The organism is Aeribacillus sp. FSL K6-8210 (genome assembly GCF_037963925.1).
In the GTDB taxonomy this organism is placed as follows: domain Bacteria; phylum Bacillota; class Bacilli; order Bacillales; family Aeribacillaceae; genus Aeribacillus; species Aeribacillus composti.
On sequence record NZ_CP150172.1, the window covers coordinates 2,120,564 to 2,146,282 of the forward strand.

Genomic DNA, 25,719 nt, shown 5'->3' on the forward strand with positions numbered 1-25,719 from the left:
CTTTCATTAGCATTGCATAAATATAGTTAGAATTTTCTGTTAATTAATTTTTGTGAATTTGTGCCAAAAAGACAAAACCTAAAGAAAGGTGGCACTGCCCATTTGGTAAATATATACAGTTAAACCAGAGCGACAACGACAAAAGGGAGATTATGGACTGGCTCGCCCATCAAATTTTCGCAACCAAACATAAGCTGGTTTCCACAGAGCTCTCTTTAACCAACGAGTAATTCGAAGTAGGGATTTCTTACTTTTCATCTCCAATTGAATGAGAACATGTAAGCAATACGTGATAAGGGCTAAGAAAATTTGATTTTGAATAGCTGTTTCACTCATTCCATAAAAGTGCTTAATTTCCACGTGTTGCTTGAGCCATTTGAAAAAGAGCTCAATAGCCCAGCGAGATCGGTAAATATCACTTATCTCTTCTGGTTTTAAATCAAATCGGTTGGTGATGAAACGAAGTAAGTTCCCTTTTGTGTCCGTAACTTCTAGTAGACGAAAGACATTTTCAGTGCGATTTTGTGTGGTACCAATGTAGACCATTTTATCGGATAGAACGTGACAATCATCAGGAAGTGAAAATGTATAGACTTCACGAATGACTGCGTTTTTCTTCAGTCTTGAAACGAAGAAATAGCCATCATCTGTCATCCGATCAAAACGTTCATAGTCCACATAACCGCGGTCAAACACATACATGGCTTCTTGATCATCCACTAGGACTTCGAGTTGATTTCGGTCATGTTCTTTTGCTGTCGTAATCACTGCTTTTTCAGGATAGACGGTGTCTTTATCCATGAAAACGAGCCGTAAGTGTAGCTTTACACCAGCTTTTGTTTTACGGAATTTTGCCCATTTATAATGGGTCAAATTCAACGGGAGTGTACTTGAATCAATGATTTTCAGTGGCATATTCTTTCCGTTTTGATAATGGTACCGTTGAATTTTCCAAACAAGATCCAAGAACAAATTTGCAAGAATTAGTGGGTTGATCTGATTGTTTTTTCGGGATAGCTGAGAGGCACTTATCGATTCAAATCCGAGTGCTTTTTGAAGATCTTCGTCTACAAGTGCATCACTCATTTCCTCTAAGCTCTTAAATTCGAGCAGCTGGGCTACCAATAAAAGTTTAATATAGGCTTCTGTTGTCAGCTTTTTTGTGTAATAGTCCTGTTTCAATTCTTTGACTTGTTCGCTAAGTTTTTGAATATTTATGGGTGAAACCCATTTACCAAATGATGAAATTAGTGTATTCTTGTCCATAACAGTTATCCTTTACGATTGGATTTGGACAGGAACCACCTGTACTTCCATTGTAAAGGATTTTTTTGTTTCGAAATCAATAAAAAATTGAACATTCTTAGTATTTTGAATCATCAGATTTAATTACTGCAATGCTAGTGATGTTCTTTATTTTACTGTGCAAATATAATCATATCCTTTGTTATCCCTAAACAGCGAAAAATTCTGATTTTTTTAACTTTTTTTCGCTTTTCGCTTCAATATCCTGTTCATCTGTAATCGAAAGTGACATATCCGAGTAGTCCTAACCATTTTGGCTCAAAAATCCATCTAAAAACACATTTTTCCCTCTATCATCTCATCCCATCACCTTCAATATCTCCTTAAACACAAACGCCGGCTGTTTTCTTAACTCATCGATTGGCAACGTTTTTCTTAAGTTCCCTTTCGTAATCACAAGCTGTCGGCCATCGAGTTGAATGGTGATATCTTTGATGCGATACGCTTCGATTTTCAATGCTTTGTCGAGATAACGGGCGTCAAGGTCGAAGCGGATGCGATTGGATAGTCTGCGCAACATGCGCCATAATGTGACTTCTTCGTTCGATTTCATGAAAAGCTCTGGCAATTCTTTCGCATCTTTTAAGGTATTTAAGGTTGTCATCGTGTAGACAGAAATTCCATAGCCAACAGGTTTAATAATTTCTTTGAGAAAATGCCAGCTTTCGATTTCGAATTTGACATATTCTTCTGCACTGTTTTTCGGTAATTCGGTGATTTCATATCTTTTCACAAATTGGACGTCGGTTATTTTTCCGTAGCACGTCACACCGTTTGTCGGTGCAGCTCCTTTTTTCGGATAAAGGGCAACATATTTAGCTTCTTGCCAGCCTTTATTAAGACGTTTGACAGGGATGTGGTAAAATCGATGCTGAAGATTCGCCCGATAGTTTTCTTCTCTTGGGACCATACCGACAAGGACCTTTTCCTCAAGAGAAGATTGCCATTCCTCGATCGTTCCTCTTGGGAGGATTCCTTCCTTTTGTAATTCTTCAGGATTTTTTTCAATTAGTCGTTCGATCAGTTGTTCTACTAAGCGTGTGGCATTTGGTAAAAACGGCAAGCCGCCGATATTGACTTCATTGATGCTTTTATAAAGCTTGTGCTCTTGATAGCTGTCTTCATCCCACCAAGGAAATAAAACGTAAGCGCCAAAAGCGGTTCGTTCGTATGGTCCTTGGTGGCGGACAACTAGTGAATCTCGATAACGGTGCATCGTATTTATATCTTCTTCTGTTGGTCCTGGAAGCTGATAGTTTCGATGATAGCTGCTCCCTTCCATCGCAAAATCGATACGGTATTTTGCATCAAATATATAATTGTATGTGTAATCCTTTCCCTTCTTTTCGATCAATAGCATTGTATCCGGGATTTGCGGGATGGTTGGTAATTTCCCTTCGTATTTTTGATACGTTAAAATAATTTTTTCACCTGTGTACGGATGCTTATATATTCGTGTAGCTGAAGCATTTTTCTCCAGGTTGACAAATAAACCGTTTCGATTGACACGAATAATATCCTGACTTACTAACTTGTATTTTTTATCTAAGATTTGCCCTAATTTCAAAAACGTCCAATATTCGTAAAGGGTCGCGACATCTTTGACGGACATTTGATACAGTTTTCCATGCAGCGCAAGACCTCTTGTCACTAATAAATAAATTTGAAAGGCATCGCGATAGCCAGAAGCCATTTGCAATACAAGGCTCATGACAGAGCGATCGAGTATTTCGATCGTTTTCCAAAAGAAACTATTTACTTTCTTTTCTAATTCTCTTTTCATGTTTGAAAGCTTTTCGATTAGATCCTGATCAGGCTCAACCTCATAGCGCTTGTTTTTTGAATGTATTTTTTCTAGTAAATCCGCTAATTTATCGATTAATCGGTTCATCATCCATTTGACAAAACGATTTTCCAACGTATCAAATGTGAGATCTTTTTTGATTTTTAATCCGGAAACAGGCATGACGAGACGGTCATGGATCGCAATACCATTGGGCACATCTCGAAAAAGCTGCGGACGTTTACGCAAATAATGTCTTCCTTTTTGATCGAGACGTCCTAATTGATCCCCTCTCGCCTTGACATGAGTTTTTACAAGCTGGTGGTGAGGCTGCTGTTCGATTCGTTTGATCGCTTGAATAAAAGAGTGAAAATGAACGTCCATTAAGCGAAAAAATTCACTTCTAGATGGGGTTCCCTCTAGCTTTACTTTGGCCCGCTGATACGTTTTTTTGATAAAGTGGAAGGCAAGATTATAAATTTCATCGTTTACTTCTTGTAATAGTTTGTGATAATCTTCTTTGTAATTTAATTTCGTTGGAAAAATTTCAATTGTGACCTCTAACACAGTTTTGTTTTCATTTCTAATTTCAAAGGTTGAAAGCCCCACTTCATTTTGAAACTGGAGATTCCCCATTAACACATAAGATTGTCCGATCTTTACTTTGTCTACCGCTCTTCTTAATGAAGGGTGTTCATGATAAAAAGATAATTCTGTATCGACTTTCGGAGAGACGATGACTTGGTAAATTCCGTTTTCAAAAAAGATTGGACGATGATACGACCAGTCGACTAATGTTTGTTGATCTACATCAAATACTTTTATCTCTTGAATGCCTTCCCCATCGACCGAAAATTCCATTTGTTCGTGAACATCCATGTTTCGATATTGCTTCAAACCTTGATATCGCTCATGATAAGGCTTCCCTTTCATGACGAGTGTTAATAGTTCAGTTTCAATATGGACTAGCTCTACATCCTCATGAGCTAATCCAGAAGGACGTAAAGCCATCGTCCGTTAACCTCCTTAACATTTCTAAAATTTTGTCTGCACTTTTCGGATATTTGGCACAGGAAAAATTGGCTAGATCTTCGTAATTCTCATGTAATTCAGCACCTGTACAAAACATATACAGCTGTTCCAATGCCCGTTGTACCCTCGTATCACTTCCAGAAATTCTCGGTAAGACTTTTTGAAGAAGACAGTGATCAAACGCATTTTTATATGTCATCAAATTTCCTTCTTCAGCATAGGCAAGGTAAAAACAAATTTCGTCCCGCACACGGTAACCAACATGAGCCCCAAGTGGTTGCAAGTACTGATTCACTTGTACAAGCTCATTCGTTGCTTGCTCAACGATATGTGGATACTCCTGATAAACATCTTTTAAATGCAAATATTTCGCAGAAAAAGCTTGATCCTTTAATGTAATTGGATGAACTTCCTCGAGCTCTTTTAAAAATTCAAGATGTGACAAGTCCACACGATTAAACTCAATCGTATTTGCCCGATCTAACACCTTTTTACTAAATGGATGAGTAGTTTCGTCCATATTAACCGTTCCGATGATATAAACGTTTGATGGAAAGGTGACCTCTCTTCTCGCTACCTCTTTGGAAAGAAGGTTCGAGGACACAATTTTTCCATTCTCCCACCTTCTACTTTCCATTACACTTAAAACATCGCTAAAGTAATACTCGACACGCGCTAAATTCATTTCATCTAACAAAACAAAATATGGATATTCTGGATTTTGTTCCGCCTCGAGCACTACTTTCGTAAGCGGACCTGGTCGAAACTCTCCTTTAATGTCTTCATACCCTAACAAATCTGACCCATCGTTCCAATCGGGTCGAACAGGGATTAACGTAAATCTTCCATTTTTTTCGGTGGCTCCCACACTTTCTGCTAACCATTGAACAATTTTCGTTTTCCCAGTGCCTGAAATCCCCGAAAGAATGACAAACGGCTTTGTTTTTAATGATAAAAATAGATTGATCACTTCTTCTTTAGTGTAGTAAAAGCCTTTACTAGAAATATAGGAATGGATGTGGTGAGTGATTTGTTCGGATGTTAATGCTTTTTCTTCCTCTTGAATTGGAATGTTGATTATCTCTATGAGTTCTTTTGGGAAATGATTTTTAAATTTTCCTAAAAGTTTTCCTACAAATTCTTCTGATACTTCAAAAAAGTAGCCTTGTTTAACATTTCCGTTCCGATCAAATGGTCCGGTTTCATTCAAACGCCACTTTTCTGGAATCTCTTCTTTTTTAATAGGTGAGATTAAATCATAATATGTTAATCGAACAAGATTTCCTTCTTCTTCCCAATTTCCAGAGGATATTTCCTTAGGCTTTGGAAGCTCTTCTGCTTCTCTTTCAACAATTCCAACTGCTTTAATTTCTCCTGCCGAATATGCAAATACAAGATCCCCTACTTTTGCATAAACGAGATTTCGATGATGTGCAAAAATGGTCCCACTTTTTGTTTGTTTTGGCGCCCACAAATAGCCGCCTTCTTTTTCCTCTTTATGTGTTTGACCTGGTTAACCCACCAATATTTCAAACTTTTTCTCTCCTCATTTTGATTTATCCAATATAAATACCAATCCAATTCAATAAAATCAGCTGCATGTAAGGTTTCCTTCAAATGAGCGATATCTTTTTGGAAAGCTTCTAATGTGTCTGGTGAAAATCCTAGCTTTTTCAAGGCTTTAATAGATTGAGAATTATAGATGGCAAATTCATCTGGATGAAATACCATGACGAGACCTGTTGCAATATTTTCACCAAATCCCTTTATATCTACCAAATTTTTAACCTTCTCCAAAGGTGTTAGATCGGTTCTATTTAATATTTCAACAGCGTTATTGATTAACTGTTCTTTTTCTTGATCGGTCAATTTTAATTGAGCACCAAAAACTCTAGTTGCTGTGCCCCAGATAGAATTACCACTATATATTAATTCCTTTTTTTCTAATTGTTCGTTTAATTTCTTTAACGTATCAAAATCCTTGTTATGTATTAAGTTAAATACGTTAACTTTCGAGTCATTTAAGACTGCATAACCGATATTCCAAACTTCCTCGTTAAATTGTTGTAAGGAAATTTTGTTTTTTCCATTTAATAGCTCTTTCAGTTGATTGGCACGATACTTTCTTAGCTTAATAAAAAAACTGTGGAAGATATTTTGTTTAAAATCATTAAAGTTCAACAATTCATTTTCAGGATTTTGTTGGATTAAGTTCCATTCATCATCAACAATTCCCACGGCTTTCAACCAATTTAACAAATTCGTTGTTCGCTCTTTTGCGACGGAATCAACCATGAGATTTTCTCCACGTGAGTTACGAACTATTAACTTTCCTAACTCAACAAGTATTGCTTTTTTCTCGTTTTTATCAACACTACTTAATAGTTTCAGAACCTCCAATACGGTTTTGTTGTAAGGATGTTTTACCATTTGTTTTTTTATCACTTCATATTTATCTTCCGAATTGATATATTCATGAAAAAGCGTTTCATTTTTTTCATTTTCATCATTTAGGAAGCCTAGTAGCCTTAAATCTTGTCTCGCTCTTGATTTAATTCTATATAAATTGCTATCGGTTTGTTCACTTAATCTTTTAGGATCAAATATCTCATTTATCACTTCTTCTAAAAAAGTAATCACTTTATGAAATTGTTCAGATGGTAAATCTTCGGTTGTAAATTCTTTTCCTGAATCCGTGACAAAACATCTTTACAATGGTCGCAAACCGTTGATACGATAAGGGAAAACGACGTTGACGATTCTTCATCAAGTAGGTGATGTGATGAAAGATTTCCCGATTCGGTTTGTATTGACAGATGAAGCGATTACCCCAAGTGCTGGGCTTGCTCTCGTTGGCTACTTACTCCATCGAACGAAACTGGATAAACGGGTAAACGCACTTCGGCTTCCAACGGTTCGTCGAGAAGTGCACATTTCCCATAGCGATGTCATTCGCTCGATGATTGGCTTGCTTGCCACAGGAAAAACGGATTTCGATCATATCGAAGCGTATCGTCAGGACGATATCTTTTCGGCATCGATGGGGATTCAGCACGTGCCTTCCTCTCCAACCTTGCGACAACGACTCGATCAGCTCGCTTGTCTTCCGATGACCGAAACGATTCTTTGGGAGGAGTCCATACGTCTGTTGATTCAACGACATGCCACTTTGTCCCCTTGTTGGACCAAAGGAAAGACGACATGGCTTCCCCTTGATATAGATGGTTCCCCATTTGACAACTCCGATACGAAAAAAGAAGGAGTCAGTCGAACGTATAAAGGATTTGACGGTTTTACACCGTTGTTTGCGTATGCAGGGAAGGAAGGGTATCTCGTTCATGCCGAGTTGCGTCCAGGGAAACAACATGTGCAAGACAACATGCCCTCGTTTTTAGTCACCGCTATCCGTCGAGCTCGTCAACTGACTTCATCTCGTCTGCTTGTTCGCATGGATGCAGGAAACGATGCAGAAGCGAATGTGCACGTATGCCTAAAGGAAGACGTGGACTTTGTCATCAAGCGAAACTTACGCCGAGAATCGAAAGCGCTTTGGTTCCAGATCGCTTCGCAAAAGGGCAAACGTGTCGATGATGGACAAAGCGAAGGAGTACAAACCTATGAGCTATGCCTTCCACAGAAGGCAGCGATCGATGGGAACACGTATACGTACGTTCAAGTCACCCAAGTGACGGAACGGACGATGGAACGCAATGGACAGCTGATGCTCGTTCCTGATTATGAAGTGGAAAGCTATTGGGTGCGGCTCAAAGGATACGAGCATGTTCGAATGAGCGATGTGCTCGCGTTGTATCATGACCATGCGACATGCGAACAGTTTCATAGCGAACTGAAGAGCGACTTAGATTTAGAGCGGCTTCCATCTGGGAAGATGAAAACGAATGCGCTCGTGTTGGTCATGGGAGCCTTCGTTTACAATCTTCTTCGTCTGATTGGACAAGATCTATTAAGCGATCCGAGACATCCGTTGCACCACAAAGTGAAACGCCGCCGCATCAAGACGATTATTCAGACGGTGATCACGATGGCAGGGCGACTCGTCCGTCGATCACGACAGATCTGGATGAAACTGACGCGAAGGAGTGGCTATAGCGAGCCCCTACTGAACGTCTATCAGAAATGGAGAGAGGCAAGATAACGAACGAATGTTCGGGCACTGATGTCCAACGTCACTCCCTGTGCTTTTTTGTCTATTTTTTTGGTTCGTATACCTAAAAAAGAGATTTGTTCCATTTTCGGAAATAGAGATGACATAGGTCATAAGCATAAAAAGGGTTTTATGGATTATCAATCCATCAAAATTACAACAAAATCAAAGTCGATTTCAATTCATCACGGATTCAGGCTTTTATTTGAATGGCAATTGAATTTTCTTTGATTGTTTTCGTGACAAAAGGAAGTTCATGAAAAAAGGCCATTAAAAAAGATGATCTTCCTTTTGTTTTTATAAAATCTTTTGAATTGGCGGTTCGTACCTTTATAAATTCATTCCAGCCAGTTCTTATAAAGTCAAAGGGGATATATTCCCAAGGCTTATCCTGTTCTCCATTATTAAATTTCTCTCTCGATTTTTCTGTTTCCACATAAAACCCATTTGAATCAACTTTTGTTATCCAATTTGGGTTGTTGGAGCTTAATGTGTAAATACAATCTACCTTTTTTGCAAGTTCAATTAATAGTTTTTCTAGCATCTTTCCCACCACAATTCCAAAATTTCCTTTATTTATATTATCAAATTTTTTTGAAATAAAAAAACACATGCCTAAGTTGGAATGCATGTGTTGAAATGAAAAGGGAACAAATTTTCTAATTTAAGCCCTTCAAATTAATTTATCCTATTTTTGAGTTAAAGGAAATTCTCATTTAAACAATTATTTTAATTTCAAATAAGTCGGTAGATATCTTACCTTTCAGCAAATAAATAAACGCCCATCCATTCGGATAGACGCTTTTTTGACAGACTTTGACTACCTCAGCAAAATTGTTCACACTACAATCAAATCATGTTCGAAGCAAAATAATATGTCATCTATCCCATGTTTTGGTAGCAAAAATCTCCAAAGGATGTTTCAATTCCTCATAGTTAAGATAAAAACTGGTGACGATCGAACACAAACCGGTCGGTCGCGGGTTTCAATTCCTCTTAGTTGAGCATTTTGCAAAATTAGATTTTTTGGATAAAAGTATAAAAAATAAAGCACTCGGCAAATAGCTACCAGCATGTTATTTTACAAAATATTACAATAATCTTGTTTTCGGGCATACCTACAGAATTTTTCACATTGAATTTTTTTAAGCGGCTTTCTTCCCTTTATTTTCCTTTGCCATCGCTAGCGCTGAAACAAGTAATACAATAGCGTTCAGGTAAATATGGGTCTTTACTTTTTCAATTCCCCATACATGTAGGGAGTTCGCCGTAAGGTAGCTTTTCATTCTTGAATTACAGCGTTCTACACTTGTCCTCTCGTTGTAAAGCTCTTTCCAACGTTTTGTATCACGGTGCGGATTGGAATATCGGCGCACATCCTTTTTGATGTCGACTTTTACCACCATTCCATAGTTGGAAGATGAACAGGCTGCCATTCCTAATGGGCAATCCACTTTGCCGGTTGCGTGAGGACATCTGAACTTGAGCTGGTCCTTATCAGCTCCCCAATAAGTCATTTCATAACCCATGGAACAACGCGGAGTTCCATTGGAAGAAATCCCTTCAGGAGGCTCTTTTTCGTTGCGCAAATTGAGCGGGATAATGGCTTGCGCTCCAATGTTTTTGGCTGATTCATAGTTTTTTAGTTGGTCATATCCGCCATCCATGATCAGAAATTCAATTTTGGATTTGGTACGCTCTGCCACTTGCTCTATTAATTCTGGTGCGACTTCTCCATCGTTCACATGGGCAGGGGTTACTTTTATGGCTATTGGCAGTTCGCTTGCGGTATCGACTGAAAGATGCATCTTATAGCCAAACCAGGTAATTTTATTGCCGAAGGAATCATATTTTGCGCCCCAATTGGCATTACCCGTTTGTTCACTACGCTTTTTGGGCTGTTTCTTTTCATAGGCATCAATGGCGGCACTGTCGATGGCCTGGTGGCTGCCGTCAATTATTCCTTCCTCCTGAGCTAACTGTACCAAGTCAAGGAAGATCTTTTCAGCCAGCTTTTTTTTGGTAAGTGCCGCAAAAACCCGGCTGAGAGTGGAGATAGACGGTGCGGGGCGATCAATCGATAAACCGCATTGATAACGGAAACGAAGGTCTTTATCCAATCGATGATGAAGGGCGGTAAAGGTGTCGATGCCTTCGAGTGGGGCAGCGATGAGAGCCCTTAGAATCCCTTCTCTGGAATGACCGTCAGCCCCTCGGGGTGAAGAACTTCTCAACTGTTTAGCATAAGGGCGTAAATCAAGCGAGCTAAAAAAGATAGGTAATTTCTCTTTTGACTCTAATTTTTGCAGTTCTTCAAAGGAAAATAGGCTTTCTTGTAGAATATACAAAGTGACTTCCTCCTTTTGAATTTTTGTGGTTTCGTCACTTCAAAAATTCTACATTTTAGGGGTGAAGTCCTTTTTTATGTCTTTGAAATCCTTATGGCTCTTGGGTCAAAAAATATGCAAAATGCTCAGTTAAGATAAAAACGCTGTTTGAGTGGATCCATTATTCATCATCTTCTTGTTTCAATTCCTCTTAGTTAAGATAAAAACGATTTTCATACTTGCTAATAGCCGGCAGCGTTAACTTCTTTACGGTTTAAACATAATCTTTTTCACCAAGTTCAGCTTTGCAACGTTTATTATCAACAAAAAAGCGTCTAGATGTTCGACGCTTCCTGCCCAGATTTCGTACTTTTTAACTTCACATTGACAACAACCCTTCATGCATTGTGATGGTGTTGCCCGAAAAACGAACCATCTGGTTGTTACCATTTCCGGCCAAACCGCTTGTTCCTCGAGCTGATTCAAGTACGCTTATGCAGCTGTCAAGAAAGGAAACACTTTATACTTTTCCAACCAGCTATCACCCCGGATTTATGTCTGCCATTATTTCTCCGTTGTCTTTTCAAGAGCATATTTGATTGCAGCGACGGATCCGATCCCATACAAGGCATATTTTAATCCGTTTACTAAAACCTCAAATGAGAAAGCGCTGGCTTCAAAAATAGAGAAAGCAATGCCAAGTACAACTGCGACAATCGGAATGTAGCGATTCGAAAGATTGGTTGCTTGACGGATTGCGTACAGCAAAACGGCTAATGCCACATATGCAGTGAATTCAATTGATAGAATAGCTTCCAATTGAACATCTCTCCCTCTATAAATGTTGATATATCAACGGTTGTAGCCGTTTCAGGGGTGTCAAAAAAATATTTTTCGACAAAGTTTCTAACATTATTTCTTAAATATGTGTATATCTTACATTGACTGGGTACGCTTCGCGGCCACTACTGGTTAAATTTGGTTGTAGTGGGGGGAAGCGTATGGGATGCACCGTAGATCTCTGCATCGCTGATGATGACGAACCCTCCCATGTCTCTTGGCATCCTTGTGCCTACATTCCTTCGTTCGGTCTAGTCATCAGGCAGAGGCCGGCTAAGCTCCTTTAGGGACTCAAGGTCGAATGGATGATATCGCGCCAGCTTCTCCGTGTCATCCTTGTTGTCTAGAGAATCGAGACTATAGGCATCAAGCAGCCGTTTCGAGGCCAAAGATGTCCTGCATCATTCGCTTCGCATCGAACGCTTGGTGCTTCGTACATACAGCGTGCAATACCTTCAATAATTTTCCGCATAACACCACAATCGATTGCTTCTTCCGCAACGGATTATCAGGACGTGTCGTGTAATAGTCGTGCAGCTGCCGAAACGCTTCGTTGTGGCGGATCATCGGCATCATCACCCGGAACAGAAGGGCGCGCAACCGCCTTCTTCCACGCTTGGAGATCCGTTTTTGCCCTTTGTGTTGGCCGGAGGAATGTTCCCGCAGCGTCAGGCCCGCTAATTTGATAAGCTGCCGCGGATCCTGATAATGGGAGAAACTCCCGATCTCTGATAACAGTTCTACGATGGTCGCATCGCCTAAGCCCGGAACGGTCTTCAACCATTCGTACTCGACCGATGTCTGTACGAGTTCGATCAGCTGCTCTGTCAGTGCCTCGATTTCTTCTTCCAGTTGGCGGTATCGGCGGACAAGCGTGGCAATTTCGATACGGGCCATCTGTTGTCCTTCCGTTACGCCAATGGAGTGTTGGGCCAATTCCATCAACTTCTTCGCTTTCGGTTTTTGTGGCGATTGTAATCCCTCACTTTTCCGGTAAAGGGCCAGCACCTCTTCTAGTTCTTTTCCTGCCAGATCACTCGGAAATGGCGTATATTCCAGCACCGCGAGCGCCATTTTCCCAAATGACAGGAAGACTTGGGAAAACTCCGGAAAATATCGATCAAGCCAGCGAATCATTTGATTTCGAATCGCTCCCTGTTCTTCCACCAATTTGGAGCGAAATGTCGCTCCCACGCGCAGCTCCGCCTCCATCCCTTTCAGAATACGCGGATAGCTGAATCGGCCGTCTTTCACTAACCGGGCAATGACGAGCGCGTCTTTCGCATCATGCTTGGTTGGAAGATTGTCGTCCAGCTCTTTGGAGCGCTTCACGTGCATCGGGTTTGTCATGACGAGAGGAATGCCCTTCTCGTCAAGAAAGTAAGCGAGATTGAGCCAATAATGTCCCGTTGGCTCGATGCCAACGATCACCTCGGTTTTTCCAAATTCCTTCATGGCTTCCACGATGCACTGGTACAACCATTCCAATCCTTCTCTAGATTGCGGAACGGGAAACGGCTTTTTTAACACCCTCCCTCGCTCATCCACAAAGCAGGCATAATGTTTTTTCTTTGCAATATCCATCCCAACAACCAGCGTTTGATCGGTGACTTGATTAATCTTCTTGTTTGAGATAGAATTCATGTATAGTCCTCCTTGGTATCCAAATTAGGGGTCAATTCGTGCGATTGACACCCCCGAATCATACCAAGAGGGCTTTTTTTATTCAAGTCCCCGAAAAAACTTCTAACAGGAATGCTCCTTTCTAATTGTCATTACTCCAACATTAATGTATTCAAGACCTAGGGCAAGAGAAACAGCAGAAGCATAGCAATTCAACAAATGAGTTACTTGTCTACCGCACGATTTTTTCCGTCACTGAACACTTACTTCAATGTAGCAAAAATAATAGCTACGACTCCTCCGATCACTGACACAATAATTGCGCTTGTGATCGTTAGCCGTAGCCATTTTGTATCGTCCTTAATAGCTCGAATGTCATTAAATTTTTGTAGTCGCCTAGTGGTCAAGAAGGCAGAGTTTTACGTCCGGCTTCTTTTCGTCCAATAATGATCGCCAAAACAATTGACATAGAACCGTAATTAAATTACATTCTTATCCTTTGAATTTCAAATGTCGATATTTAAAACTCAATCGTTTGCTCGATTCTCATTAAAAATTTTCAAAAGAAAAAATGAACTTACTAATAAAACAGGTATTCCTATCAAGATGTATAAAAAATTTTTCGACATAATCATATCGTATACATACAAAAAGAGTTGTCCAAACAAACAGGACTATATATTTTAATATTTTTCAACTCCGCATTCATTTATCCATCGCTGCTTAACATAAAATCTCTATGAAACTGTCATTTACTGCTAATTTACATTGTATTAAAACCGATGGATAAACATAAAAAAGGTCGTGTAGTATGAATGAAAGCATTTTTATTTAGAAATCTCACAACATATTGGTTGGTATCAGTACTGATAACGATCTGTCTAATCCCTAGATTCAGGATGGAAACTCCTGATGAAATATTTCCTATATTTTTATCTGCTGGCTTCTATGTATCTTTCATTGTTTTGTTATATGGGGTATCCGCATCAATCCTCTCTGAAATTTTAAGTAAAAGTATTATAAGTATTATGAAAAAAGAAAATCGACTATTAGTCAAAGCAATTATATACTGTCTTTCTATATCTATATTTGCATTACAGTCAAAGTAAAGCGAAACACGTTAGTGAGTTCAGAAACTTTCTATATCTATATTTGCATTATAGTCTCCTCCTGAATTACTGATTTATGCAGTTATTCGTGCAGTGTTCTATTATTCTGTGGACGAATTTATTCGAAAAATATAATAGCAATAAACAATAGCCCAAGGATTTTTCTTTTGAACCTGAGCATTTTGCATATTTTTTGACCCAAGAGCCATAAGGATTTCAAAGACATAAAAAAGGACTTCACCCCTAAAATGTAGAATTTTTGAAGTGACGAAACCACAAAAATTCAAAAGGAGGAAGTCACTTTGTATATTCTACAAGAAAGCCTATTTTCCTTTGAAGAACTGCAAAAATTAGAGTCAAAAGAGAAATTACCTATCTTTTTTAGCTCGCTTGATTTACGCCCTTATGCTAAACAGTTGAGAAGTTCTTCACCCCGAGGGGCTGACGGTCATTCCAGAGAAGGGATTCTAAGGGCTCTCATCGCTGCCCCACTCGAAGGCATCGACACCTTTACCGCCCTTCATCATCGATTGGATAAAGACCTTCGTTTCCGTTATCAATGCGGTTTATCGATTGATCGCCCCGCACCGTCTATCTCCACTCTCAGCCGGGTTTTTGCGGCACTTACCAAAAAAAAGCTGGCTGAAAAGATCTTCCTTGACTTGGTACAGTTAGCTCAGGAGGAAGGAATAATTGACGGCAGCCACCAGGCCATCGACAGTGCCGCCATTGATGCCTATGAAAAGAAACAGCCCAAAAAGCGTAGTGAACAAACGGGTAATGCCAATTGGGGCGCAAAATATGATTCCTTCGGCAATAAAATTACCTGGTTTGGCTATAAGATGCATCTTTCAGTCGATACCGCAAGCGAACTGCCAATAGCCATAAAAGTAACCCCTGCCCATGTGAACGATGGAGAAGTCGCACCAGAATTAATAGAGCAAGTGGCAGAGCGTACCAAATCCAAAATTGAATTTCTGATCATGGATGGCGGATATGACCAACTAAAAAACTATGAATCAGCCAAAAACATTGGAGCGCAAGCCATTATCCCGCTCAATTTGCGCAACGAAAAAGAGCCTCCTGAAGGGATTTCTTCCAATGGAACTCCGCGTTGTTCCATGGGTTATGAAATGACTTATTGGGGAGCTGATAAGGACCAGCTCAAGTTCAGATGTCCTCACGCAACCGGCAAAGTGGATTGCCCATTAGGAATGGCAGCCTGTTCATCTTCCAACTATGGAATGGTGGTAAAAGTCGACATCAAAAAGGATGTGCGCCGATATTCCAATCCGCACCGTGATACAAAACGTTGGAAAGAGCTTTACAACGAGAGGACAAGTGTAGAACGCTGTAATTCAAGAATGAAAAGCTACCTTACGGCGAACTCCCTACATGTATGGGGAATTGAAAAAGTAAAGACCCATATTTACCTGAACGCTATTGTATTACTTGTTTCAGCGCTAGCGATGGCAAAGGAAAATAAAGGGAAGAAAGCCGCTTAAAAAAATTCAATGTGAAAAATTCTGTAGGTATGCCCGAAAACAAGATTATTGTAATATTTTGTAAAATAACATGCTGGTAGCTATTTGCCGAGTGCTTTATTTTTTATACTTTTATCCAAAAAATCTAATTTTGCAAAATGCTCACCTAAATAAAAATGCTCTATCAAATACAACTTCTAAATTTTATTTCGTTGGACGAATTTTTAACGAATGTTCCGTTCTTCTAATTTCGCATATTCACCTGCTTTTTACATTTAGATGAACAAAAAACACATAGTTTTGACGGCATCTCCTTTTTTATACGATTCAGCGAGCGATTAGTCTCACGCTTTTAGAAGTCCTTACGCAATTTCCTGCTGGATTAGTTTGATGATCAAAAAAAATAAATGTGTGATTCTTTAAGGCTTGTAATTGCGATTGAAGAATATATTCATTTTTTACCATTACAGTCGTTTCCAAGAAAAAATAACGGCCTTTCCCCGGTTGAGTATCGAGAAAAGGCCGCAGCTTCATATACTCTTTTTTTAATATCTGCTTGACAGAGTTATGTGCAAGTGACTATTACAGCATTGTTGTTCGATCTAAGTCGGAAATGCCCACTTGACAGGGTTTTGCGAAAGCGCCTGACATTTTTTATATCTTACACTAATAAATCCAGCAACGCAATCAGCGCAAAAGCGACGAAAGAAATAATTGTCTCCATTGCGGTCCATGTCATCAACGTTTCTTTGACGGTCATGCCGAAATACTCTTTGATCATCCAGAAGCCGGAGTCGTTGACGTGCGATAAAATGAGTGATCCCGCTCCTGTCGCTAATACAAGCAATTCAGCGTTCGTGCCAGGAATGCTGGCGGCAATTGGGGCAACAATGCCTGCCGCTGTCATCATCGATACCGTCGCAGAACCTGTCGCAATCCGAATGAGCGCGGCAATTCCCCAACCTAACAGCAGCGGAGACATTTGCGAATGTGTAGCCCAGTCTGCGATTTGGTCGCCAATGCCAGAATCAAGCAACACCTTATTGAACGCCCCGCCAGCTCCGATGACAAGCAAAATATTGGCGACAGGACCAAGGCAGTCATTGGCAAATTTTAATACTTTATCGCGATTGAATCCTCGAGCGTAGCCAAGGCTAAAGAACGAATAAATCGTCGCGATCAAAAGCGCGATGATCGGATCCCCGATAAAGCGCAACACTTTCGATGCTTCCGACGCTTGATCCAGCGTAACATTAGCTATGGAAGCAACCAGCATTAAAATAACCGGAAGCAGAATCGTAAATAACGTGTTGCCAAAGCCAGGGAGGTCTTTCTTTTCTTTATGCTGTACAAGCTGCTCGGCGATTTCACTAGGCACTTGTTTATACATGCGCGACCCGATCCATTTTCCAAACAACGGGCCGGCGATAATGGCTGTCGGCAGCCCGACAATAAGCGAATAAAGAATTGTTGTCCCGACATCGGCTTTAAAAATGCCGACGGCAGCCATCGCAGCCGGATGCGGCGGAACAAGTCCATGCACGACAGATAATCCGGCAACTAGCGGAATACCAATTGTCACAAGTGAAATTCCTGTTTCCATTGCAATGGTAAACACAAGCGGAATTAATAGCACGAATCCTACTTGGAAAAATACTGGGATCCCCACTAAAAATGCGACGACCATCATTGCCCAATGGACGCGTTTTTGGCCAAAACGGTCAATCAATGTTTTCGCAATGCGTTCAGCGCCTCCGGACTCCGCCATCATCTTTCCAAGCATCGTTCCAAGCGCCAATACGATCGCCAAAAAGCCAAGCGTATTGCCAAGACCTGCTTTAATCGAATCAATAATTCCCGGCGTTTCCGGCGACGGTGCGATCAGCGGCATCCCCATTGCCAGCCCTACTCCAACAGATGTCAAAATCAAAGCGACAAACGGATGCATTTTCGCAACCGTGATGAGCAGCAATAACACAACAATCGCAGCAATAACAATCGCGATTCCCATTTCCATTCCTCCTCTTTTCTGTTTGATGCAAACTAAACCGATTTAGTAGCTATCCATTTCTACGCTGGAAAGAAGCAATCACATCAAACTCATCCTTTAAGCGATCATATAATCGTGTATATATATCAAATAGTTCGGAATAAATAAGCGTATTTTCTTCATTTGGCACATGGCGTGATAAAATATGAATCCACGTTTTCACCGTATCAAGCGATGGAATATCGCCAAGCGCATACAATGCCAATGCTGCAGCGCCTAACGCAGACGCCTCGTGCGTTTCCGGTACTAACAGCTCTTTTCCCATCATATCGGCAAGCATTTGCCGCCAAAACGGAGATTTCGCAAAACCGCCAGATACGCGGATTTCCGACAGCGGCCCTGTGACATCGCGAATCGCCAGAGCGACAGAAAAGACGCTCATACATACCCCTTCCATCACCGCGCGAATAAAATGCTCCCGCTTATGACGGAGGCTGATGCCGAAAAAAGTCCCTCTTGCGTTCGCGTTCCAGTACGGTGCACGTTCGCCAGACAAAAACGGAAGAAACAGCAATCCTTCTGAACCTGCTGGAACTCTTTCAGCGTACTTTGTCAGCAGTTCATATGGATCAATGCCGAGCCTTTTCGCCACTTCGCGCTCTGGGCTGCCAAATTCGTCACGAAGCCAACGCAGCAAAATACCGCCATTGTTCGTCGGCCCGCCAACGACCCAATGATTTGGTGTAAGCGCATAACAAAACGTCCGCCCTTTTTCATCTGTTTTTTGAATTGGGGAAATCGTCCGCACCGCGCCGCTTGTTCCAATCGTAATCGCCGCCTCCCCGGGCAAAATCGCTCCGACGCCGACATTAGCGAGCACCCCGTCACTAGCTCCGACAACGACAGGGACGTTCGGATCCAAGCCCATTTGCTCAGCCCATTCTTTCCTCATCCCCTGCAATATGTGCGTCGTTGGCACCAAGCTCGATAACTGCGCTCTTGTCATTCCGAGAAGTTTAAGAACATCCTCATCCCAATCAAGCGTATCTAAGCGGAACAGACCCGTTGCTGAAGCGATCGAATAGTCGACAACATATTGGCCATATAATTGATACAGCACATATTCTTTCATCGATACAAATTTGTGCGTCTGACGGAATAAATCAGGCTGTTCCTCTTTCAGCCAAAGCAATTTCGGAAGCGGGGACATCGGATGAATCGGGGTTCCAGTCCGTTTGTAAATGCTTATGCCGCTTAATTCATCCAAAAGCCGCTCCGCTTGTTCGACACTGCGGTTATCGGCCCAAATAATGCAGCGGGTAAGCGGGCGTCCTGATACATCAAGCGCCATTAATGAATGCATCGCCGCGCTGAATCCGATCGCCTTCACTTGGCTAGAAGGAATTTTTAACTTAGAAATAACAGCGTTTACAGTTTTCACAACAGCTGCGAAAATCTCCTCCGGCTCCTGCTCCGCCCAGCCTGGATGCTGCTGTATTATTGGATAATCAATTGCGTGGGAGGCTAGCGTCCGCCCCTGTTCGCCAAACGCCACCGCTTTTGTGCTCGTCGTTCCGATATCGACACCAATTACAACTGGTTGTTTTGCTTCCATGTCTGCTCCCTCTTTCTATGATGTTTTTTCTTTTACCGATCCTCGTTCGATAAACGTAGGCGAAAAACGAAAAACTTGCGGTTGATGCTCGCTTTTTTTTTCGATTTGCAAAAAAAGCCGTTCTGCCGCTTTTTTCCCCATGGCAAACGTCGGCTGCGAGATCGTCGTCAACGTCGGCGTATAAACATGGGCAAACGGCACATCGTCAATGCTGATGATCGCCAATTCGTCAGGAGTATTAATATGATTTCCTTTAATAAAATACAAAACTTCCATCAATGTTAAATCATTGATCGCAAACAATGCTTCCGGCAAGCGGCCGGATTCATACAACCTTGTCAATTCTTTTTGAATATGCGGGATCTCCGTTGTGATAAAATAATCGTCAACAACTGGAAGTCCCTTTTTTACTAACGCTTGCCGAAATCCTTCAATGCGCTCCATCCTCGGAACGATATGGGAAACAAGCGGCGGAGTGACAATTCCGATGTGTTCGTAACCACGCTCAGCAAAATATTCGACCGCCAATTCAGCAGCCTTTTGATTATCAAGCAGAACTGCGTCCGCTTTGACCTCCGGAACCATCCGATCGACAAACACAAGCGGAAACCGTTCTTCAAGTAATTTTTGATATATATCAGCGTTTTTTCCTGTTGGAAAAATAATCAAACCATCGACTTGTTTTGCCCGCAGCATCTCAATATATTTCTTTTCTTTCTCCGGATCATCATCGGAGTTAGAGACGATAACATGGAAACCCCGCTCTTGGCACTCTTCCTCAATCGCATGCAGCACTTGCGTCGTAAGCATATGCATAATGTTGAAGACGACTACTCCGATTGTCATCGTTGTTTTCTGTTTTAAGCTGCGGGCGATAAAATTCGGTTGATATCCCAATTCCTTAATCGCCATGGCAATTCGTTTTCTCGTTTCCTCGCTCATATATTCATAGCGTTTATTTAAATATTGCGACACTGTGCTTTTCGAGACATCCGCCAACTTTGCGACGTCAGCCATCGTAACTTTTTTCAAAGGGATCCCTCTTTCATTACTAAATCGATTTAGTATTTATAAGCGTTTTCATAAACCGGTTTAGTAAAATTATAAAACAAAATGAAATCGTTTTACAATTATTTTGTTAAAAATTTTTTCTTTAAAAATCAACATATCTGGCTGCCAAACGTTGTAAATAAATCGATATGTTTGTGAACCAGTTAAATGCGGACAAATCCAATTTTAAAAAAAACTGCCCGTTTATATGATAGATTCATTAATCGCCGATAAGAAAAAAACTTCGCAAAACATTGACGGAATTACCGGTTGTACGCAACAACGAACATAAAGATATATTTTTCGACATCTATGACCCGGCACAGAAAATCTGCGATACTAGTTGACCCTTAACGATGAGCCGAAAACAACATGAGTACCAGTAAAAATCCATCTCCTCCCCCGTTTCAAATCCAGAAACCGGATAGTGAGAAATGGCTGGATAGCAAAAGATTGTAATTGCTGGACAAAAACAAATCGCGTTCAACAAAGCTGAACATTTCTGACCATTGAAAGTCGTGTAACTTAACATTCTCTTGACCATTCTTGTCAAACCGTGATACGCTCGACTTACAAATTATTTTAAAAATTCTAAAAATAATGTTACAAAGGGGTGAATATGATGCACATGGCGGATGCCTTGATTTCACCAGCTGTTGGTGGAACCATGCTGGCAACCACTGCTGGAGTTGCAGCTTATTCAATCAAAAAGCTCCAGAATGAGCTGGATGAAAAGAAAATTCCTTTAATGGGAGTGATGGGAGCATTTGTTTTTGCAGCACAAATGATTAATTTTTCAATACCAGGCACTGGTTCAAGCGGACACCTCGGAGGAGGAATGCTGCTGGCAATATTATTAGGTCCTTATGCGGGATTTTTAACAATGGCTTCGATTTTGTTGATACAGGCATTGTTCTTTGGTGACGGTGGATTGCTTGCTTATGGCTGCAACGTATTTAACCTTGGTTTTTATACGTGCTTTATAGCGTATCCATTCATATATAAGTGGATTACACGTAAAGGGGTTACTTCCAATAGGATTTTTGCTGGTTCGATGGCTTCAGCACTGGTTGCTCTCCAATTGGGTGCTTTTAGCGTTGTCCTTGAGACTCTTTTATCAGGAAAAACTGAATTGCCCTTTGAGAAATTCGTATTGTTAATGCAGCCGATACACCTTGCGATCGGAATAGTTGAAGGGCTGGTGACCGCAGCAATCATTACCTTCGTATGGAGGGCTAGACCTGACATTTTGGAAAAAGCAGCAAACGAGGAAGCCTTTGGCAATATATCTATGAAGAAAGTATTGACAGCCCTTTCAATCGCTGTAGTTGTGGTTGGCGGTTTGTTTTCTTGGTTTGCATCCGCTAATCCTGACGGACTGGAATGGTCTATCGAAAAAACAGCAGGTACGGCAGAATTGGAAGCTCCTGACGGCATTCATGAAACACTCTCTGAAATTCAAAGCAAAACAGCATTATTGCCTGATTATGATTTTAAAGCAAGTGAAAATGAAAAAACAGCTGGACAAGCTGAAAATGCGTGGCCTGCTGTTAATGCTGGGACAAGCGTTTCGGGTATAGTAGGAGGAGCATTGACTCTTGCATTAGCCGTATTTACAGGGTGGGTCATCATGTTGATTAAAAGGAAAAAAATAAAAACGACCGCTTGATTATTTTATGGTGGGGCCCTCCCTTTAGTTTATTAAAATATATAATAGGAATGGATGTAAATGTCGAACATGATAAATTCGCTGTCTAATATGAGGCTTCTGGATGATCTGGCGCGAAAAGAGACCTTTATACACAAAATTCATCCGCTAATAAAGCTGTTAACCACAGTCGTCTATTTGACTGTGGTTGTATCATTTGAAAGGTATGAAATAATTGGTCTTTTGCCTTTTATTTTTTATCCTATACTAATTTTTGCTTTTGCAGAGCTACCAGTTGCGCCAATTTTAAAAATGATATTGCTTATTGAACCTTTCATTATCGGAATCGGAATATTAAATCCATTGTTTGATCATTCTAAAGTGCTGTTTGGTGGAATTGCCATTTCAAAAGGTTGGGTTACTTTTTTATCAATTTTAATAAAATGCAGTTTAACAGTGACAGCCAGCATTTTACTCATTGCAACCACAGGGATGGATCGGTTTGCCGCAGCTTTGCGGATGGTCAAAATCCCTAAGATTTTTGTCTTACAGCTTCTATTAACATATCGATATATATCGGTGCTGATCGAAGAGATTTCCAGGATGATAAGGGCGTATTCACTTAGGGCGCCAGGACAAAAGGGATTAAAGTGGAGCGCTTGGGGCTCTTTTGCCGGACAAATATTGCTCAGGACTTTTGAAAGAGCAGAGCGGGTATATCAAGCAATGAATTTAAGAGGCTTTACAGGAGAGTATTATACAGGAGATATTGCAAAACTAAGCTTTAAAGACCTTGCCTATTTTGCCGGATGGAGTCTATTTTTTATCAGTAGCGTTGCATAAAAAAATTTAATGTTTGTCAAGCTCAATAAAAATTCCAGTTATTTCATGTAACTGAATATTCAGACATACAATCTTTCTAAGCAAGCTTAAAAGGACAATGACGTCTTAATCGGCAGTCCATTTCCACAATTTGGTAATATATTACAGAAACATTGGATCATAAACTAAATCGTCTAGGTGTTCCACCTCCCCTTCTTCAAATTGGTACACGATGGTTTCAAAATCTTTTTCCCAATGGTATTTTTTCCGACCGTTGGACGTTCGAATTGGCTTTTTAAAAAGGGAGCGAACAAAACAGTCAAAACCTTTAAAAAGCAGATTCTGTAAAGTTCGCTTGATCTCTAATAAAGGACCATCGTGATTCACTTTTAATTGGAGCATGGCCTGTAAGCAATAGGTGATTAGGGCGATCCAAATTTGATTGTAAACGGCATTTTGACTTTTTCCATAAAATCTTTTTATCTTAAGGTGCTGTTTCATCCATTTAAAGAAGGTCTCTATCTTCCAGCGATATCGGTATAAATCTGCAATCTCTTCCGCAGAAAGATCAAAGCAATTGGTTATGATGATCACGGGATTCCCTTCGCTGTCGACCGTTTCGATCAATCGGAGAGGATGAGTCATTTTGGTATGATTACGGTCATTTCCTAAAATGACAATCTGATCCCTATAAATCAAACGTTCTGGATTGGGAATCCGTTCCGATAAAACTTCAATCTCTGCGTTCTTTTTAAGCCGGGTAATGAATCGCACCCCTTCTCGGCATAAGCGGTCGAACTGTTTGTAATCGACATACCCTCGATCAAACAAGTAAATCGCATTTGGATCGATTTCAATGAGTTCGTCCATCTGTGTGCGATCGGCATGTTTCGCGGGTAAGATAATCCCTTGATCCGGAACAGTGATATCCTTCGTTACAACAACCTTTAAATGGAGTCGAACACCAGCCTTTGTCTTACGAAAAGTTGCCCATGGATATTGGCTCAAACTCATGCTCATCGTGGTAGAATCAATGACCAGAAGACGACCAATGTTTCGGATGATCGGGGCATTTTTCATTTGCCCTTGGATCTTTAAGACCAGATATTTAAATACTTTTTCAAACAGTTGAGGGGATAATTGGCCTAATTTGCGAGAAAGTTGCGAAGTACTAATTGCATCAAATTCCAGATATGTCTGCAACTCTTCCTTGTCTTTCAAATGTTTGGCCAATTTTGTTAAGCTTTCCAATTCGTTTAACTGAGCGATGATACAAAGTTGTAAAAACTTATACGCCGTTAATTTTTTAATGTATTTGTCAACGTCAATCACATTAATTAGTTTTGAAAAAGTTATTGGATCGATCTCTTTAAATAGTTCATTTATTGTGGATTCTGTGGTATTCTTATCCATAATGGTTTCTCCTTATTCTTAGGATTTGGATAGGACTGCCAATCCTAATTATAAGGAGTTTTTTTATATCCAAAAAGATGAAATTTAACATAAAATTGGGCTTGACAAATTAAAATTAACTTAATGCAATGCTACTGATTTTTTATTATTGCAAGAATTTACAACATACCTGTATTGATAGGGTCATTGTTTACAGGAGTGATTTGATAGGATGAGTCATCATAAAATTGAAGTGAGGAATCTGCATTTTTCGTATCCGGATGGACATGAAGCAATTAAAAATATGTCTTTTTCCATTTATCATGGTGAATCAGTCGGAATCATTGGTGCAAATGGTGCTGGGAAGTCTACGCTGCTAATGCTGTTGATGGGAGTTTATTTTCCGGATGGCGGAGAAGTGCTGGTAGGAGATGTGCGTGTAACCAAAAAGACATTACCGATGATTCGCCAAAGATTGGGAATGGTTTTTCAGGACCCTGACGACCAATTGTTCATGACTACTGTTTATGAAGACGTTGCCTTTGGACCACGAAATTATAAGCTGGAAGAGGAAGACGTGGAGAGACGGGTGATGCAGGCACTGGAGAAGGTTGGAATACCTCATTTGAGAGACCGAGCCCCCTATAAACTATCAGGAGGAGAAAAGCGCTCTGCCGCAATTGCATCCGTTTTATCCATGCAACCTGATGTATTGATCATGGATGAGCCAACTTCTGGCCTGGACCCAAAATCAAGACGGAGAGTAATTGATTTGTTAAAAAGCTTTGAACATACAAAATTAATTACCAGCCACGATTTGGACATGGTACTTGAAACCTGTAAAAGGATTATTGTGATAAAAAAAGGAGAAATAGCTGCAGATGGAACCGCAGTGGACATTTTATCCAATGAAGATCTGCTGAATAGCTGTGGCTTGGAATTACCTCTTTCACTTCAAAAATGTCCTGTTTGCGGAACTTCAAAAGGCAAATTCGGATATATCCATGAGAAAATTGTAGTCGACAAAGAAGCCAAAAAAGAATTGCGATTGACCGGAGAATGAGTTTGCTTTTGAAATTTGAAGAAGCTCAAATAAATTCAACTATTTCGAAGCAGTTGACCTTATGAAATAAGCACTGCCTAATCTGACGAGAACCATAAAATATTCTCTCGTTTATTTTGATGTTCCATGCACCCCCGCCCCGGCATCACTTTCACAAAAAACATCGGCTGGCTCATTGATGTTCCGAACTTAACTTATATCCGTTTCCCCGAGTCTCCTAGTGGGAACAGATAAATGAATTTATTATCGAATAAAGCATAATCTGAGGATACTCTATAGAACCTTACACAAAATTCTTGATGGTACCTTTAAAAGGAAAAGTTTCTATTTCTATATAATTATTCTTACAACCTTTTTATTTTAGAATGAGTGTATTGAACAATTCTATTTGATATGCAACATACACTTTACTGAGGGATAAATCCTATTAAGTTAAAAATGCCTTGTGGCTCTATGGTTGTGGAAATATAT

At 40.4% G+C, this 25,719-nt stretch carries 16 protein-coding genes and 1 pseudogene; 5 read left to right on the forward strand and 12 right to left on the reverse strand.

The genetic code is table 11. The features are described from left to right. Positions 1–150 precede the first annotated feature (150 nt). From NSQ41_RS10165 to NSQ41_RS10180, 4 genes and pseudogenes are all read right to left on the reverse strand, one after another. On the reverse strand, positions 151–1,266 hold the full coding sequence (locus tag NSQ41_RS10165) for an IS4 family transposase (protein ID WP_339209852.1): 1,116 nt from the start codon (positions 1,264–1,266) through the stop codon (positions 151–153). A gap of 337 nt (positions 1,267–1,603) precedes the next feature. Then, positions 1,604–4,099 carry a restriction endonuclease-like protein gene (locus NSQ41_RS10170; RefSeq protein ID WP_339209853.1) on the reverse strand — a complete coding sequence of 832 codons (2,496 nt, stop codon included), beginning with the start codon at positions 4,097–4,099 and terminating at the stop codon, positions 1,604–1,606. After that, positions 4,068–5,141 (reverse strand): annotated as a pseudogene (locus tag NSQ41_RS10175) (AAA family ATPase); the annotation flags it as partial. The gene NSQ41_RS10170 and the pseudogene NSQ41_RS10175, both read right to left, overlap by 32 nt. A 380-nt stretch (positions 5,142–5,521) precedes the next feature. Further along, the gene (locus NSQ41_RS10180) at positions 5,522–6,760 is read right to left on the reverse strand and encodes a hypothetical protein (RefSeq protein WP_339209854.1); all 1,239 of its coding nucleotides are present in this window, start codon (positions 6,758–6,760) and stop codon (positions 5,522–5,524) included. Between the two features lie 142 nt (positions 6,761–6,902). Between NSQ41_RS10180 and NSQ41_RS10185 the strand changes: the two genes are divergently transcribed. Beyond that, a complete protein-coding gene (locus tag NSQ41_RS10185; protein WP_044899598.1) occupies positions 6,903–8,276 on the forward strand; it encodes an IS1380-like element ISGsp2 family transposase in 1,374 nt (457 codons plus the stop codon). Between the two features lie 202 nt (positions 8,277–8,478). Here the strand turns inward: NSQ41_RS10185 and NSQ41_RS10190 are convergent, their stop codons facing one another. The 4 genes from NSQ41_RS10190 to NSQ41_RS10205 all read right to left on the reverse strand — a co-directional run bounded on the left by NSQ41_RS10190 (position 8,479) and on the right by NSQ41_RS10205 (position 13,096). Beyond that, a complete protein-coding gene (locus tag NSQ41_RS10190) occupies positions 8,479–8,898 on the reverse strand; it encodes a hypothetical protein (RefSeq protein WP_339209855.1) in 420 nt (139 codons plus the stop codon). 532 nt (positions 8,899–9,430) lie between these two features. Continuing rightward, positions 9,431–10,633: a transposase gene (locus tag NSQ41_RS10195; RefSeq protein ID WP_339192838.1), complete on the reverse strand. Its 1,203-nt coding sequence runs from the start codon at positions 10,631–10,633 to the stop codon at positions 9,431–9,433. Between the two features lie 543 nt (positions 10,634–11,176). Further along, positions 11,177–11,431 carry a hypothetical protein gene (locus tag NSQ41_RS10200; RefSeq protein WP_339209857.1) on the reverse strand — a complete coding sequence of 85 codons (255 nt, stop codon included), beginning with the start codon at positions 11,429–11,431 and terminating at the stop codon, positions 11,177–11,179. Between the two features lie 387 nt (positions 11,432–11,818). Next, positions 11,819–13,096 (reverse strand): IS110 family transposase, encoded by a 1,278-nt coding sequence (locus NSQ41_RS10205; RefSeq protein ID WP_339196343.1) that lies wholly within the window; start codon positions 13,094–13,096, stop codon positions 11,819–11,821. 1,390 nt (positions 13,097–14,486) lie between these two features. On the opposite strand from NSQ41_RS10205, the gene NSQ41_RS10210 reads away from it, so the two are divergent. Continuing rightward, complete coding sequence (locus NSQ41_RS10210; protein WP_339192838.1) at positions 14,487–15,689, forward strand: transposase; 1,203 nt, start codon at positions 14,487–14,489, stop codon at positions 15,687–15,689. Between the two features lie 640 nt (positions 15,690–16,329). On the opposite strand, the gene NSQ41_RS10215 is transcribed toward NSQ41_RS10210, so the two are convergent. From NSQ41_RS10215 to NSQ41_RS10225, 3 genes are read right to left on the reverse strand one after another with little or no spacing between them, the layout of a single operon-like run. Next, entirely contained in the window at positions 16,330–17,679 is a 1,350-nt protein-coding gene (locus NSQ41_RS10215) for a GntP family permease (protein ID WP_339209858.1), read from the reverse strand. A 49-nt stretch (positions 17,680–17,728) separates the two neighbouring features. Continuing rightward, positions 17,729–19,273: a gluconokinase gene (gene gntK / locus NSQ41_RS10220; RefSeq protein ID WP_339209859.1), complete on the reverse strand. Its 1,545-nt coding sequence runs from the start codon at positions 19,271–19,273 to the stop codon at positions 17,729–17,731. Positions 19,274–19,288: 15 nt separating this feature from the next. Beyond that, positions 19,289–20,305 (reverse strand): LacI family DNA-binding transcriptional regulator, encoded by a 1,017-nt coding sequence (locus NSQ41_RS10225; protein WP_327848663.1) that lies wholly within the window; start codon positions 20,303–20,305, stop codon positions 19,289–19,291. Between the two features lie 640 nt (positions 20,306–20,945). Between NSQ41_RS10225 and NSQ41_RS10230 the strand changes: the two genes are divergently transcribed. Continuing rightward, positions 20,946–21,992 carry an energy-coupling factor ABC transporter permease gene (locus NSQ41_RS10230; RefSeq protein ID WP_339209860.1) on the forward strand — a complete coding sequence of 349 codons (1,047 nt, stop codon included), beginning with the start codon at positions 20,946–20,948 and terminating at the stop codon, positions 21,990–21,992. Between the two features lie 60 nt (positions 21,993–22,052). Further along, positions 22,053–22,814 (forward strand): cobalt ECF transporter T component CbiQ, encoded by a 762-nt coding sequence (gene cbiQ, locus NSQ41_RS10235; protein WP_339209861.1) that lies wholly within the window; start codon positions 22,053–22,055, stop codon positions 22,812–22,814. Positions 22,815–22,955: 141 nt separating this feature from the next. Here the strand turns inward: cbiQ and NSQ41_RS10240 are convergent, their stop codons facing one another. Continuing rightward, positions 22,956–24,206 carry an IS4 family transposase gene (locus NSQ41_RS10240; protein WP_339192832.1) on the reverse strand — a complete coding sequence of 417 codons (1,251 nt, stop codon included), beginning with the start codon at positions 24,204–24,206 and terminating at the stop codon, positions 22,956–22,958. 211 nt (positions 24,207–24,417) lie between these two features. Here NSQ41_RS10240 and NSQ41_RS10245 point away from each other — a divergent pair, with 211 nt between their 5' ends. Further along, positions 24,418–25,248, forward strand: a complete 831-nt coding sequence (locus NSQ41_RS10245; protein WP_339209862.1) for an ABC transporter ATP-binding protein — start codon at positions 24,418–24,420, stop codon at positions 25,246–25,248. Positions 25,249–25,719: the final 471 nt, after the last annotated feature.